General features: G+C 67.9%; 16 protein-coding genes. 8 read left to right on the top strand and 8 right to left on the bottom strand.

Annotated features, from left to right (window positions below; genetic code table 11):
• Positions 1-18 precede the first annotated feature (18 nt).
• Positions 19-1437: an NAD(P)/FAD-dependent oxidoreductase gene (locus tag G6N68_RS04755; protein ID WP_240355670.1), complete on the top strand. Its 1419-nt coding sequence runs from the start codon at positions 19-21 to the stop codon at positions 1435-1437.
• Here the strand turns inward: G6N68_RS04755 and manA are convergent.
• From manA to G6N68_RS04735, 4 genes are all read right to left on the bottom strand, one after another.
• Positions 1415-2641 carry a mannose-6-phosphate isomerase, class I gene (gene manA, locus G6N68_RS04750; RefSeq protein ID WP_163708531.1) on the bottom strand — a complete coding sequence of 409 codons (1227 nt, stop codon included), beginning with the start codon at positions 2639-2641 and terminating at the stop codon, positions 1415-1417. The genes G6N68_RS04755 and manA overlap by 23 nt on opposite strands.
• 7 nt (positions 2642-2648) lie before the next feature.
• Positions 2649-3749 carry a TobH protein gene (locus G6N68_RS04745; protein WP_163708529.1) on the bottom strand — a complete coding sequence of 367 codons (1101 nt, stop codon included), beginning with the start codon at positions 3747-3749 and terminating at the stop codon, positions 2649-2651.
• On the bottom strand, positions 3746-5179 hold the full coding sequence (locus G6N68_RS04740; protein WP_163708527.1) for a phosphomannomutase/phosphoglucomutase: 1434 nt from the start codon (positions 5177-5179) through the stop codon (positions 3746-3748). The genes G6N68_RS04745 and G6N68_RS04740 overlap by 4 nt, the downstream gene beginning before the upstream one ends.
• A gap of 85 nt (positions 5180-5264) precedes the next feature.
• Complete coding sequence (locus G6N68_RS04735; protein WP_205351242.1) at positions 5265-5765, bottom strand: DUF3499 domain-containing protein; 501 nt, start codon at positions 5763-5765, stop codon at positions 5265-5267.
• Between the two features lie 199 nt (positions 5766-5964).
• Here G6N68_RS04735 and G6N68_RS04730 point away from each other — a divergent pair, with 199 nt between their 5' ends.
• Entirely contained in the window at positions 5965-6387 is a 423-nt protein-coding gene (locus G6N68_RS04730; RefSeq protein WP_163718179.1) for a metallopeptidase family protein, read from the top strand.
• A 19-nt stretch (positions 6388-6406) separates the two neighbouring features.
• On the opposite strand, the gene G6N68_RS04725 is transcribed toward G6N68_RS04730, so the two are convergent.
• Positions 6407-6751 carry a WhiB family transcriptional regulator gene (locus G6N68_RS04725; RefSeq protein WP_240355669.1) on the bottom strand — a complete coding sequence of 115 codons (345 nt, stop codon included), beginning with the start codon at positions 6749-6751 and terminating at the stop codon, positions 6407-6409.
• A gap of 380 nt (positions 6752-7131) precedes the next feature.
• On the opposite strand from G6N68_RS04725, the gene cofD reads away from it, so the two are divergent.
• From cofD to G6N68_RS04705, 4 genes are all read left to right on the top strand, one after another.
• Positions 7132-8133, top strand: coding sequence for a 2-phospho-L-lactate transferase (cofD, locus tag G6N68_RS04720; protein WP_163708522.1), 1002 nt, complete (start codon positions 7132-7134; stop codon positions 8131-8133).
• The gene (locus tag G6N68_RS04715) at positions 8130-9479 is read left to right on the top strand and encodes a coenzyme F420-0:L-glutamate ligase (RefSeq protein ID WP_163708519.1); all 1350 of its coding nucleotides are present in this window, start codon (positions 8130-8132) and stop codon (positions 9477-9479) included. Before cofD ends, G6N68_RS04715 begins: the two co-directional genes overlap by 4 nt.
• A gap of 90 nt (positions 9480-9569) precedes the next feature.
• Complete coding sequence (locus tag G6N68_RS04710) at positions 9570-11138, top strand: Eco57I restriction-modification methylase domain-containing protein (RefSeq protein WP_371871535.1); 1569 nt, start codon at positions 9570-9572, stop codon at positions 11136-11138.
• Complete coding sequence (locus G6N68_RS04705) at positions 11135-11680, top strand: NUDIX hydrolase (RefSeq protein ID WP_163708514.1); 546 nt, start codon at positions 11135-11137, stop codon at positions 11678-11680. Before G6N68_RS04710 ends, G6N68_RS04705 begins: the two co-directional genes overlap by 4 nt.
• Positions 11681-11778: 98 nt before the next feature.
• Here G6N68_RS04705 and manB read toward each other — a convergent pair whose 3' ends face one another.
• Genes manB through rfbD form a run of 3 tightly spaced genes read right to left on the bottom strand, consistent with a single transcriptional unit; the run spans position 11779 to position 14741 of the window.
• Positions 11779-12858 carry a mannose-1-phosphate guanylyltransferase gene (gene manB, locus G6N68_RS04700; protein WP_163718172.1) on the bottom strand — a complete coding sequence of 360 codons (1080 nt, stop codon included), beginning with the start codon at positions 12856-12858 and terminating at the stop codon, positions 11779-11781.
• 13 nt (positions 12859-12871) lie between these two features.
• Complete coding sequence (locus G6N68_RS04695; protein ID WP_163708511.1) at positions 12872-13822, bottom strand: glycosyltransferase family 2 protein; 951 nt, start codon at positions 13820-13822, stop codon at positions 12872-12874.
• On the bottom strand, positions 13815-14741 hold the full coding sequence (gene rfbD, locus G6N68_RS04690) for a dTDP-4-dehydrorhamnose reductase (protein WP_163708508.1): 927 nt from the start codon (positions 14739-14741) through the stop codon (positions 13815-13817). Before rfbD ends, G6N68_RS04695 begins: the two co-directional genes overlap by 8 nt.
• Positions 14742-14808: 67 nt before the next feature.
• Here rfbD and G6N68_RS04685 point away from each other — a divergent pair, with 67 nt between their 5' ends.
• On the top strand, positions 14809-16275 hold the full coding sequence (locus G6N68_RS04685) for an LCP family protein (RefSeq protein WP_163708505.1): 1467 nt from the start codon (positions 14809-14811) through the stop codon (positions 16273-16275).
• A complete protein-coding gene (locus G6N68_RS04680) occupies positions 16263-16988 on the top strand; it encodes a TIGR03089 family protein (protein WP_240355372.1) in 726 nt (241 codons plus the stop codon). The genes G6N68_RS04685 and G6N68_RS04680 overlap by 13 nt, the downstream gene beginning before the upstream one ends.
• Positions 16989-17063: the final 75 nt, after the last annotated feature.

The raw sequence follows: 17063 nt of genomic DNA, 5'->3' as shown, positions 1-17063 counted from the left end.
GACAAACATGAACATGCCGTGGTCATCGGCGCCAGCATCGCGGGATTGTCCGCGGCACGGGTGCTGTCGGATTTCTACGCCCGGGTGACGGTATTCGAGCGGGATGACCTGCCCGGCGAACCGGCCAGCCGCTCCGCGGTGCCGCAGGACCGGCATCTGCACATGCTGATGGCCCGCGGGGCAACCGAGTTCGAGGGCCTCTTCCCTGGGCTGCTCGACGACATGGTCGCCGCGGGTGTGGTCAAGTTGGAGAACCGGCCGGACTGCATCTACCTCGGCGCCGCGGGCCACGTGCTGGGCACCGGGCACACCCTGCGCGACGAATTCACCGCGTACGTGCCGAGCCGGCCGCATCTCGAGTGGCAATTGCGGCGGCGCGTCCGCGACATCAAAAACGTCGAGATCCTGCAGCGCTCGGTACTCGAGCCACGGTACGAGCCGGCCCGGGAGCGGGTGACCGGCGTGCTGCTCGATCCGCCCGAACCCGATGCGGACCCCGAGTTCGTCGCCGCCGATCTGGTGGTCGACGCGGCGGGGCGCGGCACCCGATTGCCGGTCTGGCTCAAGCAGTGGGGATACCAGCCCGCCCAGGAAGCGACGGTGGGCATCGGCGTCAAATACGCCTCCCACGCGTTCCGCATGCCCGACGGGTTGATCCAAGAGAAGGTCGTGGTCAACGGCGCCTCCCATGATCAATCTCTGGGGTTAGGCATGCTGTTCTACGAGGACCGCACGTGGGTGCTGACCACCTTCGGCGTGGCGAATATCAAACCGCCGCAGACGTTTTCAGAGATGCTGACACTCGTCGACGAGCTGTTGCCGGACTACTTCGGCAAGGCGCTCGCCCAGGCCGAACCGATTGGCAAACCCGCATTCCACGCGTTCCCGGCCAGTAAGTGGCGTCGCTATCACAAGCTGGAGCGCTTCCCCGCCGGGATCATTCCGTTCGGTGACGCGGTCGTGAGCTTCAATCCCACCTTCGGTCAGGGCATGACGATGACGTCGCTGCAAGCGGGCCACCTGCGCCGGGCGTTGGAATCCGCCGTGGGCGCGAGTTCGGATGCTCAGCTGGCCCGCGAATTCAACCGGGCCACCGCCAAGACGACCTTTCCGGTGTGGATGATGAACGCCATTGGCGACGTCACCTTCCACCACGCCAAGGCCGACCCGGAGCCGCGCTGGTGGCGGTCGGCGGGCAACCTGTTCGATCAGTTCCTCGGCGCCGCCGAAACGGATCCCGTTCTCGCCGAATGGTTTCTGCGCCGATTCAGCCTGCTCGACAGCCTGTACATGCTGCCGCCCGCGCGGATATTCGGACGCACGGTGGTGCACAACATGCGACTATGGCTAAACGAGCAGCGCGCGCAGCGCAGGGGCGGCGGAGCAGCCAGGCGCGGCGGAACTGTCAGGGACGTCAGAGCCCTACAGTTGCCCTGAACAACTTGGTCGGTTCGTGCGCGGTCAACCGGATCGGGCCGTCATCGGCCGCCACCCACGCCGCCGCACCGCGTTCCAGCGTGAGCGAACCGGACTTCGCGTGCACGACCGTGGAACCCTCGGCGCACAACAGGATCTGCGGCCCTTCGTGCCGTGTCGACGCGTCAACCTCGTGGCCGAGGGAATCGCCGTCGAGTTCCAGCAGGGCGGCCGCGAACTCGTCGGTCGGGGTCTCGTAGATCAGCGCCAGACCCTCGCGGTGAACCTGTGCCCGCAGCGCCGACTCGGGGGTAGGGGTGAAATCCAGCACCCGCAACAACTCCGGCACATCGACGTGCTTGGGGGTGAGACCACCACGTAAAACGTTGTCGGAGTTGGCCATAACTTCCAGTGCGAACCCGCGCAAATAGGTGTGCAGATTGCCGGCCGGCAAGAAGATCGCCTCACCGGGGGCCAGGGTGATGCGGTTGAGCAGCAGGGCAGCAAGCACGCCGGCGTCACCCGGGTACCGCTCACCGAGCTCCAGCACCGTCTTGGCCTCTGCCGCGAATTCGGTTGCGCCAGAAGTGACATACTGAATCGCACCGTCTAACACGGCCGGAATCAGCACGTCGATGTCCGGCTGGGGGGCAGTGATCCAGGTGGTGAACAGCGCACGCAGTCCGTCGGCGTCGGACCCGTCGGTGAGCAAGTCGATGAACGGGTCGAGATCGGAAACGGCCAGCGCCTGCAACAGCTCGCGGGTGCGCGCGGCCTGACGGAAACCGGCCAACGCTTCGAACGGCTCCAGCGCCACCAACAGCTCCGGTTTGTGGCTGGTGTCGCGGTAGTTGCGCACCGGCGAGTTCACCGGGATACCCAGACGTTCCTCGCGCAGGTAGCCCTCGACCGCTTGTTCGGCGCTCGGATGGGCCTGCAGCGACAACGGTTCGTCGGCGGCGAGCACCTTCACCAGAAAAGGAAGTACATCGCCGAAGCGGGTCCGGGCTGCAGTGCCGAGTTGGCCCTCCGGGTCGGCGACGAGCGCGTCCAGGAGCGAAGTTTCGCCGTCGGGCGTCTCCAGCCAGGCTGGGTCACCCGGGTGCGCGCCGAACCAGAGTTCAGCTTCGGGGTGAATGGCCGGTACGGGCCGCCCGGTGAATTCGGCGATAGCGGTACGCGATCCCCAGGCATACGTACGTAGCGCGCCGCGTAGTAGTTCCACTGTCTATCTATCCCCGAACCAATCGCAAGTAAACCGCCGCCATCTCCAACCGAACGGCCAATACTGCCAGTTGCTGCTCGGCTCCCGCGGCACCACCCTGCGCCGGGAACCCGGTCGATCCCGTCAGACCGCCCGGCGTATCGGGAACCTCCGGCACGTCTTCCGCCGTGATCAGATCTACGGCATCGAGACCGGCAACCCGCGCTGCCACCACCGTGCGCTCGCCGGCCAGCGTCAGCACCAGAACGCGCAGCCGCTCCGGCAACGGGCCGTCGAGCTCCTCGTCGTGGAACAGGGCCTGCTCGGCGGAAAGACCCGACGAACCGGTACGTAGCGCGACCACCGCATCCGCCAGCCCGGCCGCGGCGACCACCTCGTTGCCGATCCGCAGCATCGTTGAACTGCCGTGGCGGGCCAACGCCACCGTCGCGGCGCTGTCCCCGGCCAGCGCGACCCGGAAGTCGGACACCCGCGCCGCCAGGCTCTTGGCCGGGTTGGTGAACACGTCGCGGGCGGCGCTGTTGCGCAGCGTCTCGGCATCGAGTTCGTCGGCGAGCGCGGCGAGATCGGTGCGCAGCTTGGGGTCCACGGCCTGCAAAACGGCCACACCCGCGGCCAGGTATCGGCACAAGCCGAACTCGTCGGGAACCAGCAAACGCGGCGGCAGCACCGCGGCACGTCCGGCCGTGGAGTCGCGTAGCGGGCCTTCGTATGGCGCGACCACAACCACCCGCGCTCCCCGGCGCACGCCGACCGCGGCCGCCCCGACCAGCGCGGGGTCACCGGGGTCGTCACCGGCGACTACCAACACGTCGAGCGGTCCGATCCAGGGCGGCGCCTCGGTGGCCACGACGATCGGTTGGGCCGCAACGGCGCCGAGCGTGGAAGACAACATGACGCCGGCGGTCGCGGCGGTGCCCCGCCCGGCCACCCAGATCACGCTGCGCACAACCGAGTCCCGCAGCGCATCCAGTTCGCCCTCGTTGGCCGCGGCGGCGACAGCTCGCACCTGCGCACCCGCCATCGACGCCCCGCGCAGCAATGCGTCGCGGTCGGCGGCCAGCAATCCCTCGGTGTCTTCGAGATCGACCACTTGGGTGGTGCTCATGTTGTCGACTCTGCCTTCTCCCCCGCCTTCTCCGCTGTCACGGTAGCGATCAGCGCCCTGACCTCACCAACCACCGCTTCGACGTCCTCGACGCTGCGCCCCTCCACGTTGAGCCGCAGCAGCGGTTCGGTGTTGGAGCTACGGAGGTTGAACCAGCTGTCGTCACCCAGATCCACCGTCACCCCGTCCAGGTGGTCGATGGACTGGATCCGGCTCGCGAAGGACTTCAGCACGGCGTCCACCGCGGCGTCCGCATCGGCCACGGTGAAGTTGATCTCGCCGGACGACTCGTAACGCTGGTAATCGGAGGCCAGCTCGGACAGCGGCCTGTTGTCCTGCTCGCCCAGGGCGGCCAGCACGTACAAGGCGGCCAGCATCCCCGAATCGGCGCCGAAGAAGTCACGGAAGTAATAGTGCGCCGAATGCTCTCCGCCGAAGATCGCGCCGGTCTCGGCCATCATCCCCTTGATGTAGGAGTGGCCCACACGCGACCGCAATGGTGTTCCGCCGCGCTCGAGCACCAGCTCGGGCACCGCGCGCGAGGTGATCACGTTGTGGATCACCGTGGCGCCGATTTCGCGGCTGAGTTCACGCGCGGCCACCAGGGCGGTCACCGCCGACGGCGATACGGGCAGGCCACGTTCGTCGACCACGAAGCAGCGGTCGGCGTCTCCGTCGAAGGCCAGACCGATATCGGCGCCGGTTTCGCGGACGAACGCCTGCAGATCCCGCAGGTTCGCCGGGTCGAGCGGATTGGCCTCGTGGTTGGGGAATGAGCCGTCGAGCTCAAAGTACAAGGGCAGCAAGGTAATCGAATCGATCGGGCCGAGCACCGCGGGCGCGGTGTGACCGGCCATGCCGTTGCCGGCGTCCACCGCCACGCGCAGCGGCCGCAGCTCGGCGGTGTCGACCAGTGACCGCAGGAACGCCCCGTAGTCGCTCAGCACGTCGCGGTCGGAGATGGTGCCGGGGGGCCCGTCGTAGGCGTGTGAGCCGGCCGAGTCGGTCGGGTCGCCGATCAGGTCGTTGCGAATGGCATTCAGGCCGGTGTCCGCGCCGACCGGCAGGGCGGCCGCCCGGCACAGCTTGATGCCGTTGTAGGCCGCCGGGTTGTGGCTCGCGGTGAACATGGCGCCCGGGCAATTCAACAAGCCCGAGGCGAAATACAGCTGATCGGTCGACGCCAGGCCGATGCGCACCACGTCGAGTCCCTGCCCGGTGACTCCGGTCGCGAAGGCAGCGGCCAGCGACGGAGAACTGTCGCGCATGTCGTGACCGATCACGACCTGCGCGGCTCCCTCGGCGCGCATCAACCGCGCGAATGCGGCGCCGACGTCGGCGACGAATTCGTCGGTGATCTCTTCGCCGACCAACCCACGCACGTCATACGCCTTGATGACACGGTGGACAGCCTCGGCGGGCCACGGCATGCGAGCTCTCCTGACGACCTAGACGTTGTTCGCTTCTTGGCCGCCAGCCTATCGACCTTTCGCCGGCCGTTGAGCGTTAGTGCGACTAGTCCGAAGGATCGGGCAGCACTCGCAGGTGTCCGCGCCGACGGCCGGACCGGTGCTCGGGTGGCGCGATCACGCTGCCATTGGGCGCGGTCGCCTGGGTTCCGGCCGGACGGAGGTCGCCAGGTGGGGCATTGGTCCGGGGCGTAAAGCCATTTAGCGGCATACCGTTCGCGCCGCCATGCGCGGCCGAGAACCCGGAGTAAGGGGTTTCGGCCGAGCGCCCAGATGGGCCGCCCTCACGCACGGCGTCGGCGAGGGCGACGAGGTCGTCCTCTTCCGGATGCGGATAGGTCGGCAGTGGGCCGGCATGGCGCATGAGTTCCCACCCACGTGGAGCGGTAATTCGACCGGCATGGCCGACACACAGATCCCAGGAGTGCGGTTCCCGCGCGGTAGCGAGCGGACCGACGACCGCCGTCGAGTCCGAGTACACGAACGTCAACGTTGCCACCGCATAGTGCGGACACCCGGGCCGGCAGCAGCGACGGGGTACGTTCACGCTCGAAAGGCTATCGTGCGGAAAGGTCGTGCAAGCGCCGGACACGCGCAACCGTTCCGGGGGCGATTCGCAACCGTTACCATTGCCGTTACCATCGGCGCTTGTGGGCCATTTCGGCGGCGAATTCCGCAGCTACCCGGGAAAGGGTCAGCCATCCCGGCGATCGAGCTCTCGCCGGGCCACACGCCGCGGCCGCGATCTGCGCGGTCCACTCCTGCCGCCGACGGTGCCGGGCTGGCGCAGCCGCGCCGAACGATTCGACATGGCGGTACTCGAGGCTTACGAACCCATCGAGCGGCGGTGGCGGGACCGGGTGTCCGAGCTCGATGTCGCCGTCGACGAGATACCCCGCATCGCCGCCAAGGATCCCGACAGCGTGCAGTGGCCACCGGAAGTCATCGCCGACGGGCCGATCGCCCTGGCGCGCCTGATTCCGGCCGGTGTCGACGTCCGCGGCAACGCCACGCGGGCGCGAATTGTACTGTTTCGCAAGCCAATTGAGCGACGCGCCAAAGACACCGTCGAGCTTGCGGAATTACTGCATGAAATCTTGGTGGCCCAGGTGGCCATCTACTTGGACGTGGAACCCTCGGTCATCGACCCGACGATCGACGACGACTGAGGCGGGGAGTGAGGCGGGGTCAGACGATGCCGCGCTTGAGGCGGCGACGCTCCCGCTCGGACAAGCCACCCCAGATGCCGAAGCGCTCGTCGTGAGCCAACGCGTATTCCAAGCACTCGTGGCGAACCTCGCACCCGAGGCAGATCTTCTTCGCCTCGCGCGTGGAGCCGCCCTTCTCCGGAAAGAACGCCTCCGGGTCCGTTTGGGCGCACAGAGCGCGGTCCTGCCACTGGTCGGCGACGGCCGGCAACGGCTCCGGCTCAAGCGCGGCGGGCGGCTCCGAGACGACAGGTACCAAACTCAAATGCGGTCGGGCAGTTACCGTCTGCGCCAGACCGGTGTTTATGTGCGCGGCGCTTCCCATTACTCCCCGAAGGTGTTCATAGGACATGCCTCCGCCTCCTCGCTTGTTGTCGAGAGTGATTCTTGACCACTTTTTTGGTGTAGCAATACTTCGAACAAGTGATCGAATCTCGGTCTGCGACACCGCAACCGGCCGGCCAACCGGGAAATGACACTGATGTGATTAGACACGGGATGGTCTTTCCGGTCAAGCGCTACGCCGCATTTCCATATCAGCTCGTGACCAAATTTCTGCTTATCTGTCACGCTTGGTCGGCGGCGTGTCGAGTGCAACTAGTCACACTTGTGGTCAAATGTCCGTCCCCCCCGTCACATTGGCCACTTCAGTCACTCACCATAGCCTGTCGTGCCCGTAGTTGTCGCGCGGTACTGTCGTGCGCTGTGAAGGTCACCGTTTTGGTGGGCGGGGTCGGCGGCGCCCGATTTCTGCTTGGCGTGCAGCAGTTGCTCGGCCTCGGGCAGTTTGCCGCACCGGGAGCAAAAGGCGACCACCAGCTAACCGCAGTGGTCAACATCGGCGACGACGCCTGGATCCACGGCCTGCGGGTCTGTCCGGACCTGGACACCTGCATGTACACCTTGGGTGGAGGTGTAGACCCGCAGCGCGGCTGGGGTCACCGTGACGAAACGTGGCATGCCATGGAGGAACTGGCACGCTACGGCGTGCAACCCGACTGGTTCGAACTCGGCGACCGGGACATTGCCACCCATCTGGTGCGCACCCAGATGCTGCACGCGGGCTATCCCCTGTCCCAGATCACGACGGCGTTGTGCGACCGTTGGCAGCCGGGCGCCCGGTTGGTGCCCACCACCGACGACCGCTGTGAAACCCACGTGGTGATCACCGATCCCACAGACAACACCCAGCGCGCGATCCATTTCCAGGAGTGGTGGGTGCGCTACCGCGCCAAGGTGCCGACGCACAGCTTCGCCTTCATTGGCGCCGAAAAGGCAGCCGCCGCAACCGAAGCGGTCGAGGCCATCGCCGACGCTGACGTCGTCATGCTGGCGCCCTCCAACCCGGTGGTCAGCATCGGTGCCATCCTCGCCGTGCCGGGCATTCGCGCGGCGCTGCGCTCGACCACGGCGCCGATCGTCGGCTACTCCCCGATCATCGGCGGAAAGCCGTTGCGCGGCATGGCCGATGCCTGCCTTACCGTGATCGGGGTGGATTCCACCGCGGAGGCCGTCGGCCGACACTACGGTGCGCGCAGTGGCACCGGGATACTGGACTGCTGGCTGGTGCACGAGGGCGACTTGGCCGGATTCGCCGCGGATATCGACGGTGTCGCCGTGCGGGAAATCCCGCTGTTGATGACCGATCCCAGCGCGACCGCGGAGATGGTCCGCGCGGGGCTGGAATTGGCGGGCGTGACCGCGTGACCGAACACGGCACCGCCGCGGCTATCGAAATCCTGCCCGTCCCCGGCCTTCCCGAATTCCGCCCCGGCGACGACCTCAGCGCCGCGGTGGCCGCGGCCGCGCCGTGGCTGCGCGACGGCGACGTCGTGGTGGTCACCAGCAAGGTGGTTTCCAAGTGCGAGGGACGACTGGTGCCGGCACCCTCCGACGAGGAGGAACGAGATCAGCTGCGCCGCAAGCTGGTCGAGGAGGAGGCGGTGCGGGTGCTGGCGCGCAAGGGCCGGACCTTGATCACCGAGAATCGACTCGGCCTGATTCAGGCCGCCGCCGGAGTGGACGGTTCCAACGTCGACCGAGGCGAAATCGCACTGTTGCCAATCGATCCTGACACCAGCGCTGCCGCGTTGCGAAATGGGTTGCGGGAACGGCTGGGCGTCACCGTCGCCGTGATCATCACCGACACGATGGGCCGCGCCTGGCGCACCGGCCAAACCGACGCTGCCATCGGATCCGCCGGAATCTCGGTGCTGCACAACTACTCTGGCGCTGTCGACGCGCACGGCAACGAATTGATCGTCACCGAGATCGCGGTTGCCGACGAGGTTGCCGCCGCGGCGGATCTGGTCAAGGGCAAGCTGACCGCGATGCCGGTGGCGGTGGTACGGGGGCTTTCGGAGAGTGTGGTCACCGATGACGGCTCGACGGCACGGCAATTGCTGCGGCCCGGAGAGGAAGACCTGTTCTGGCTCGGCACCGCCGAAGCCGTCGAACTCGGCCGACAGCAGGCCCAACTGTTGCGTCGGTCGGTGCGTCGGTTCAGCGCCGACCCGGTACCGGCAGAGCTCGTCGAGGCCGCCGTCGCCGAGGCGCTCACCGCGCCCGCGCCCCATCACACCCGTCCGGTGCGGTTTGTGTGGCTGCAAACCCCCGCCACCCGCATCCGACTGCTGGACCGGATGAAGGACAAATGGCGTTCCGACCTCGTCGGTGACGGGCGGCCCGCCGATTCGGTGGAACGACGGGTGGCGCGCGGTCAAATCCTTTATGACGCACCGGAAGTCGTCATCCCCTTTATGGTTCCCGACGGCGCGCACAGCTACCCCGACGCCGCCCGCACCGACGCCGAACACACCATGTTCACCGTCGCGGTGGGGGCGGCCGTACAGGCACTGCTGGTCGCCTTGGCAGTTCGTGGGCTGGGCAGTTGTTGGATCGGGTCGACGATCTTCGCCGCCGACCTCGTCCGCGCCGAACTGGAGTTACCCGGTGACTGGGAGCCGTTGGGCGCCATCGCTATTGGCTACGCCGCCGAGCCCACTGGGCCGCGCGACCCCGTGACCGTCGGAGACCTGCTCATTCGCAGATGAGCAGGTGCCACGCGGCGGCATCCGAACTTGCCAGCATCGGCGCGGCCCCGGTTACCGAGTTTCCTCGGAGTTCGGTCAATACTTGTCCACGTGTTCTCCGGCAAGGCACCGGCATCGGCCGACAAGGTGCGCGGAGGCTATTACACCCCGCCTTCCGTCGCCCGATTTCTAGCCCGGTGGATCCGCGAGGCGGGCACGAGGCTGCTGGAGCCCTCCTGCGGTGACGGCCGGATCCTGCGCGAACTAGCCCTGCTCACCGGCCAGGCCCAGGGCGTGGAGTTCATTGCCGAGGAGGCGGACAAGTCGCGCCACTTCGCGCCCGTCGCCGCCGACAGCCTCTTCAGCTGGCTGGACAAGGCCGGAGTCGGCGCATGGGACGGGGTGGCCGGCAATCCCCCGTACATCCGCTTCGGCAACTGGGCGCCGGCGCAGCGCGAACCGGCCTTGGCGCTCATGCGGCGCGAAGGCTTGAAACCCACGAAGCTCACCAACGCGTGGGTACCGTTCGTCGTGGCAAGCACGACGCTGGTCCGCGACGGCGGGCGCGTCGGCCTGGTGCTGCCCGCCGAGTTGCTCCAGGTCACCTACGCCGCGCAACTGCGGGAGTATCTCGTCAGCCGGTACCGCGAGATCACGCTCATCACGTTCGAGCGCTTGGTATTCGACGGCGTCCTGCAGGAAGTCGTGTTGTTCTGCGGCGTCGTCGGCGCGGGTCCGGCACAGATCCGCACGGTGCGTCTCACCGATGCCGACGCGCTGGCGGCCGCCGATCTCCGCGTGGGGTCCGCGCCCGCGCTGCTGCACGACAAAGAGAAGTGGACGAAATATTTCCTGGAGCCCGGGCAGATCGAACTGCTGCGATCGCTCAAGCGGTCGAGCAGCATGACCCGGCTGGGTTGCCTGGCCGCCGTGGACGTCGGCATCGTGACGGGCCGCAACAGCTTCTTCACTTTCACCGATGCGCAAGCCCGCGAACTCGGACTGGCCGCGCACTGCGTCCCGCTGGTCTCCCGCAGCGCGCAACTGTCCGGCCTGGTCTACGACACTGACTGCCGCGCAAGCGATCTCGCTTCCGGACACCGCACCTGGCTGCTTAATGCCCGCGACCCGGTCGACCCGGCCGTCGTAGCGCACATCCAAGCCGGCGAACGGGCTGGCGTCCACACCGGTTACAAATGCTCGATCCGCAAGCCGTGGTGGACTACCCCGTCGCTGTGGGTCCCGGACTTGTTCATGCTGCGCCAGATCCACCTGGCGCCAAGGCTTGCGGTCAACGCCGCCGCGGCGACGAGCACAGACACCGTGCACCGGGTCCGACTCGCGCCGCAGGTCGACGCGGCCGCGCTGGCCGCGGTGTTCCACAACAGCGTGACGTTCGCCTTCGCCGAGATCATGGGCCGCAGTTACGGTGGTGGGATCTTGGAGCTGGAACCCCGCGAGGCCGAGGAGTTGCCCATTCCGGCACCGGCATATGCCGACGCCGAACTCGCGCGCGACGTCGATCTGCTGCTCAAGGCCCATGAGATCGAGAAGGCGCTCGACGTGGTGGACCGCCGGGTCCTGATCGACGGGCTCGGCCTGGCGCCCGAAGTCGTGTCTAAATGCCGGGACGCGTGGAGCACGTTGCGCGACCGGAGGATTAGGCGGCGATCGCGGTGAGCGTCCGACAGTCGGTGATCACGACCTTGACCCGGTGGCAGGCCCCAGACCCGGACCAGGACTCGCTGCGGCACGCGGTGCTCAGCTTCGTGCACGCCCGCGAGGACTCCTGCCAGCGCGAGTGCGTACCCGGTCACGTCACCGCCTCGACGATCGTGCTCGATCACACCGGCGGTCAGGTGCTGCTCACCCTGCATCCACGGGTGGGCCGCTGGGTCCAGCTCGGCGGGCACTGCGACGACGAGGACACCGACATCGTCGCCGCCGCGCTGCGCGAGGCCTTCGAGGAATCCGGCATCGATGGGTTACGCATCGACCCCGAACTGGCCGCCGTGCACGTCCACCCGGTCACCTGCTCGTTGGGCGTACCGACCCGCCACCTCGACCTGCAGTTCGTCGCGCACGCGCCGGCGGGCGCACAGATCGCGATCAGCGACGAGTCTGATGACCTGCAGTGGTGGCCGGCGGACGGCCTGCCCGACGGTGCCGATCACGCGCTGAGGAGTCTGGTCGCCCGGGCCACCCGTCGAGCGTCACGCTAACGCGACGGCCGGCGTCGAGCGTCGCGCCAGCGTGACGTTCGGCGAACAGGGGGTGGGCCACCCGGCAAACGGGGGTGGGCCACCCGGCGAGCGGGGGGTCACACGTCGGACGAGTAGCGGATGCCGCCGTCGGGAATCGACACACCCGGCCACACCCGCGCGCCACGCAACAGCTCGCAGCGCGCGCCGATGTCCGCACCGTCGCCGATCACCCCGTCGCGGATCAGCGCCCGCGGGCCGATGCGGGCACCGAAACCGATGATCGAGCGCTCGATCACGCTGCCCGCCTCGACCTTCACACCGTCGAAGATGACCGCTCCGTCGAGTCGGACGCCGGGGCCGATCTCGGCTCCCCGCCCCACCACCGTGCCGCCGATCAGCACCGCGCCGGGGGCCACCGCCGCCCCGTCATGCACCAACTTCTCGCCACGCTGGCCCTGCAGAGCCGGCGACGGGGCGATCCCGCGCACCAGGTCCGACGATCCGCGCACGAAGTCTTCGGGTGTGCCCATGTCGCGCCAATAGGTGGCGTCGACGTAGCCGCACACCTTGACCTCGGGGTCGGACAGCAGGGCCGGGAACACCTCGCGCTCCACCGAAACCTCGCGGCCCCGCGGTATCCGGTCGATGATCTTGCGCTCGAAGACGTAGCAGCCCGCGTTGATCTGGTCGGTAGGCGGATCCTGCGTCTTTTCCAGGAAGGCGACGACGCGGCCCTCCTCGTCGGTGGGCACACAACCGAACGCGCGCGGATCGCTGACTCGCACCAGGTGCAGCGTGACGTCGGCCTCGTTCGTCTTGTGGAACTGCAGCAACTGGCCCAGGTCGGCTCCGGAAAGCACGTCGCCGTTGAACACCAGCACGGTGTCGTGACGCAGCTTGCCCGCCACATTCGCGATGCCGCCACCGGTGCCCAGCGGGTTCTCTTCGGTCTCATAGTCGATCTGCAGGCCCAGTTTGGAGCCGTCGCCGAACTCGGCCTCGAACACCGCGGCGCGATATGAGGTGCCCAGGATCACGTGCTCGATGCCCGCCGCGGCGATCCTCGACAGCAGATGGGTGAGGAAGGGCAGCCCGGCGGTGGGCAGCATCGGCTTGGGAGCCGACAGGGTCAGCGGACGCAGCCTGGTGCCTTTGCCGCCGACCAGGATCACCGCATCGACTTGAGAGGGATCCAACGAGTCAGCCACCTCAGCGCCGCCCTTCCGCCAGTTTCAGTTCCCTTCGCGAATCCCGCTTCAGTGCCCGGCGCGCGCTGTGCACCATCAGGCGAGAACGCGCGGCGAGCGTACCGCGCAGTGTCCAGCGCAATGGGGCGCGCCACCAACCCGGATGCCGGTCGGCAAGGAAGAGGTAGGTGCTCTTGTGATGCGCGGCCAGATGGGTGGCCGGGTCGCGGCCCGTCGAGTGGCCCTTGTGGTGCAGGACTTCGGCCGACGGCACGTAGACACTGAGCCAGCCGGCCTTACCCAGCCGGTCACCGAGGTCGACGTCCTCCATGTACATGAAGTACCGCTCGTCGAATCCGCCGATTTCGGCGAACGCCGACCGCCGCACCAACAGGCACGACCCGGACAGCCAGCCCACCGGCCGTTCACTGGGTTCGAGCCGTTCCTGGCGGTAGGCCACGGTCCAGGGATTGCGCGGCCAGAACGGCCCGAGCACCGCGTGCATGCTGCCGCGGACCAGGCTCGGCAGGTGACGCGCCGACGGGTACACCGACCCGTCGGGATCACGGACCAGCGGCCCCAGCGCGCCGGCGCGCGGCCAGCGGGCGGCCGCCTCCAGCAGGGCGTCGATGCTGCCCGGGCCCCACTGCACGTCGGGGTTGGCCACGATCACAAAGTCGTCGACCCAGGACTCTCCCTCCGATGGCAGGCCGGTCCCAGTCGGTGTGAGCTCGGAGAGTTGGGCGATCGTGCGGTTCACCGCGGTCCCGTATCCGAGGTTGGCCCCGGTCCGCAGCAGCCGCACGTTGGGGTAGCGCTCCACCGCGGCCTCCGGAGTCCCGTCGGTGGAGCCGTTGTCGGCCAAGATCACGCTGACCGGACGCTCGGTGGCAAGCGACAACGACGCCAGGAACCGCTCCAGATGCGGACCCGGCGAATAGGTCACCGCTACGACCGGCAGGACGTCAGTCACGCGTCGAGGGTATCGCTCGTTCCACCGAAGCCCCGTTGCTAGCCGTCTTCAACGCCGCGACAAGCGCACTGCGCCATGGCCGTAACGGCGTCAGGCCAGCAGCAACCCAGGAGCGGCTCGACAGCGCGGAGTAGCTCGGTCGCACCGCCGGGCGTGGAAATTCGGCGGTGCTGCACGGGTTCACCCGCTGCGGATCCGCGCCGGATTCTTCGAACACCGCGCGGGCCTGCTCGAACCGGGACACCACGCCCTCGTTGGCCGCGTGCAGGATGCGCCCGCGAATGTCTTTCTCTTGCCAGGAGTCGGCCAGCTCCAACAAACCGGCGGCCAGGTCGGCGACGTAGGTCGGTGTACCGGTCTGGTCGTCGACCACCTTGATCGGGCCGTCACCGGCGGCCAGCCGTCGCATCACGGCGATGAAGTCCTTGCCGGACCCGCCGGTGTAGACCCAGGCGGTGCGCACCACGATGGCGTCCGGCAACGCCTGCAACACGGCCCGTTCACCGGCGAGTTTGCTTGCGGCATAAACGCCCTGCGGTCCGGTTGGGTCGTCCGGCTCGTAGGGGCGTGGCTCGCCGCCACCGAAGTCGCCGTTGAACACGTAGTCGGTGGAGACGTGGATCAACTGGGCGCCGACGCGGGCACAGGCCCGCGCGAGCAGTTCGGGACCCGTCGCGTTGACCGCGTATGCGCCCGCCTCGTCGCTTTCGGCGCCGTCGACGTCGGTGTATGCCGCGCAATTGACCACTACATCGCCAGCTTGAATGTTGCGCGCGGCCGCGTCCGGGTCGGTGATGTCCCACTCCGCGGAGGTGAAGGCCGTGTAGGCGCGGCCGGCGCGGGCGGCCAGCGCCGCCAAATGGCTACCCAGCTGCCCACCAGCCCCGGTGATCACCAGCCTTGTTGACCCGCCTGTCATGGGGTCGAGTCTGGCACGCCGGGCTCAGCTAACCGGAATCTGGCTGTGACACAAGTAGCCTACAGTGATGCCTGTGCAACGTGTGGCTCGTGCGATCGGGACCGCGCTGGCCGTCGCAATCGTCCTTGGCACCGGGGTCGCCTGGACCAGCGTCCGGTCCTTTGAGGACGGCATCTTTCACATGTCTTCGCCGTCACTGGGGCGCGGCGCCCAGGACGGCGCCATCGACATATTGCTGGTGGGCCTGGACAGCCGAACGGACGCGCACGGTAATCCGTTGACCGCGGAGGAACTTGCGACGCTGCGGGCCGGCGACGAGGAAGCCACCAACACCGACACCATCATCCTGGTCCGGATACCGAACAACGGCAGGTCGGCGACCGCGATCTCGATACCGCGCGACTCCTACGTCCAGGCCCCGGGCCTGGGAAAGACCAAGATCAACGGCGTCTACGGGGAGACCCGAGAGACCAAGCGGGTCAAACTCGTACAGGCCGGCGCATCGCCCGACGAAGCCGCGGCCGCCGGGACCGAAGCCGGGCGCGAGGCCCTGATCAAGACGGTGGCCGCGCTCACCGGAGTCACCGTCGACCACTACGCCGAGATCGGACTGCTCGGCTTTGCGTTGATCACCGACGCCCTCGGCGGCGTCGACGTCTGCCTCAAGGAGCCGGTGTTCGAGCCGCTATCCGGGGCAGACTTCCCCGCCGGCCGGCAGCGACTCGACGGGCCGCAGGCACTGAGCTTCGTCCGCCAGCGCCACGATCTGCCGCGCGGCGACCTGGATCGGGTGGTTCGTCAGCAGGTGGTGATGGCGTCCTTGGCGCATCGGGTCATCTCCGGCAAGACACTGTCCAGCCCCGCCACTTTGAAACGGCTCGAGCAGGCGGTGCAGCGCTCGGTGGTGCTGTCCTCGGGTTGGGACGTGATGGACTTCATGGGCCAGTTGCAGAAGCTGGCCGGCGGAAACGTCGCCTTCGCCACCATCCCCGTCGTCGACGGCGCGGGCTGGAGCGACGACGGCATGCACAGCGTGGTGCGGGTGGATCCCCGTCAGGTCCAGGAATGGGTCGGCGGGCTGCTGCACGAGCAGGACGAGGGCAAGACCGAGGAACTCGCCTACTCACCGGACAAGACCACCGCCGATGTGCTCAACGACACCGACATCAACGGGCTCGCGTCGGCCGTTTCAGGGGTGTTGGCCGCCAAGGGATTTGGCACCGGGACCGTTGGCAACAACGATGGCGCCCACGTGAAGGGCAGCCAGGTCCGGGCAGCCAAGACCGACGACAAGGGGGCCCAAGAGGTCGCCAAGGAGTTGGGCGGGTTGCCCGTCGTCGCCGATGCGTCCATCCCGCCGGGGTCGGTGCGCGTGGTGCTGTCCAACGACTACACCGGGCCGGGTTCGGGGCTCAGCGGGACCGGGACCGTGACCCCCGTACGCGCCTCGAACCAGGGGGCTTCCGATGGCGCAACTCCCCCCGCCTCGCGGATCCTGACCGCGGGCTCGGATAGCCCGGAGTGCATCAACTGAGCGCGGCGACAACGCTCAGCGCGGCGATCCTGGATCCGATGCTCCGCGCCGATCCGGTTGGCCCCCGGATCACCTACTACGACGATTCGACAGGCGAGCGCATCGAGTTGTCCGCGGTGACGCTGGCCAACTGGGCCGCCAAGACCGGCAATCTGTTGCGCGACGAACTCGCCGCCGGGGCCGGCAGCAAGGTCGCCGTGCTGTTGCCCGCACATTGGCAGACGGCCGCGGTGTTGTTCGGTGTGTGGTGGATCGGCGCCGAGGTCGTGCTTTCCGGACCGGCGGATCTGGCGCTGTGCACCGCCGAACGACTCGACGAAGCCGACGAGGCGGTGGCGGGCGGCGAGGTCGCGGTGTTGTCGCTGGACCCGTTCGGCCGGCCGGCGCCCGACGTGCCGATCGGCGTCACCGACTACGCGACCGCCGTGCGGGTGCATGGTGACCAGATCGTGCCCGAAAGCAACCCGGGGCCGGCCCTGGCCGGTCGAACGGCGGAACGGGTGCTGGCCGATTGTCGGGAATCGGCGACGGCGCAAGGTCTGGGTGCTACCGATCGCGTCCTGTCCACCGCGTCGTGGGACACGCCCGACGAGTTGGTGGCTGGGCTGCTGGCGATCATGGCCGTCGGCGGGTCGCTGGTGCAGGTCGCCAACCCGGACCAGGCTGCGCTGCCGCGGCGGATCGAGACCGAAAAGGTCACTCGCGTCCTGTGAGTCGTCCGCGGCGTCTTCCCGGGGACCAAGTCGCAGATCCATGTTGATATAGCAATATTTCAATGTTAGCGTCGG

The organism is Mycobacterium bourgelatii, from assembly GCF_010723575.1.
GTDB classification, from domain to species: Bacteria; Actinomycetota; Actinomycetes; order Mycobacteriales; family Mycobacteriaceae; genus Mycobacterium; species Mycobacterium bourgelatii.
This window is presented reverse-complemented; position numbering and strand designations above follow the sequence as displayed.

Excerpts from the sequence above, each read along its gene's own strand:
- G6N68_RS04745 (WP_163708529.1), bottom strand. The coding sequence starts at position 3,749 with ATGAGCACCACCCAAGTGGTCGATCTCGAAGACACCGAGGGATTGCTG.
- G6N68_RS04740 (WP_163708527.1), bottom strand. The coding sequence starts at position 5,179 with ATGCCGTGGCCCGCCGAGGCTGTCCACCGTGTCATCAAGGCGTATGAC.
- G6N68_RS04725 (WP_240355669.1), bottom strand. The coding sequence starts at position 6,751 with ATGGGAAGCGCCGCGCACATAAACACCGGTCTGGCGCAGACGGTAACT.
- rfbD (WP_163708508.1), bottom strand. The coding sequence starts at position 14,741 with ATGACAGGCGGGTCAACAAGGCTGGTGATCACCGGGGCTGGTGGGCAG.
- G6N68_RS04685 (WP_163708505.1), top strand. The coding sequence starts at position 14,809 with ATGCCTGTGCAACGTGTGGCTCGTGCGATCGGGACCGCGCTGGCCGTC.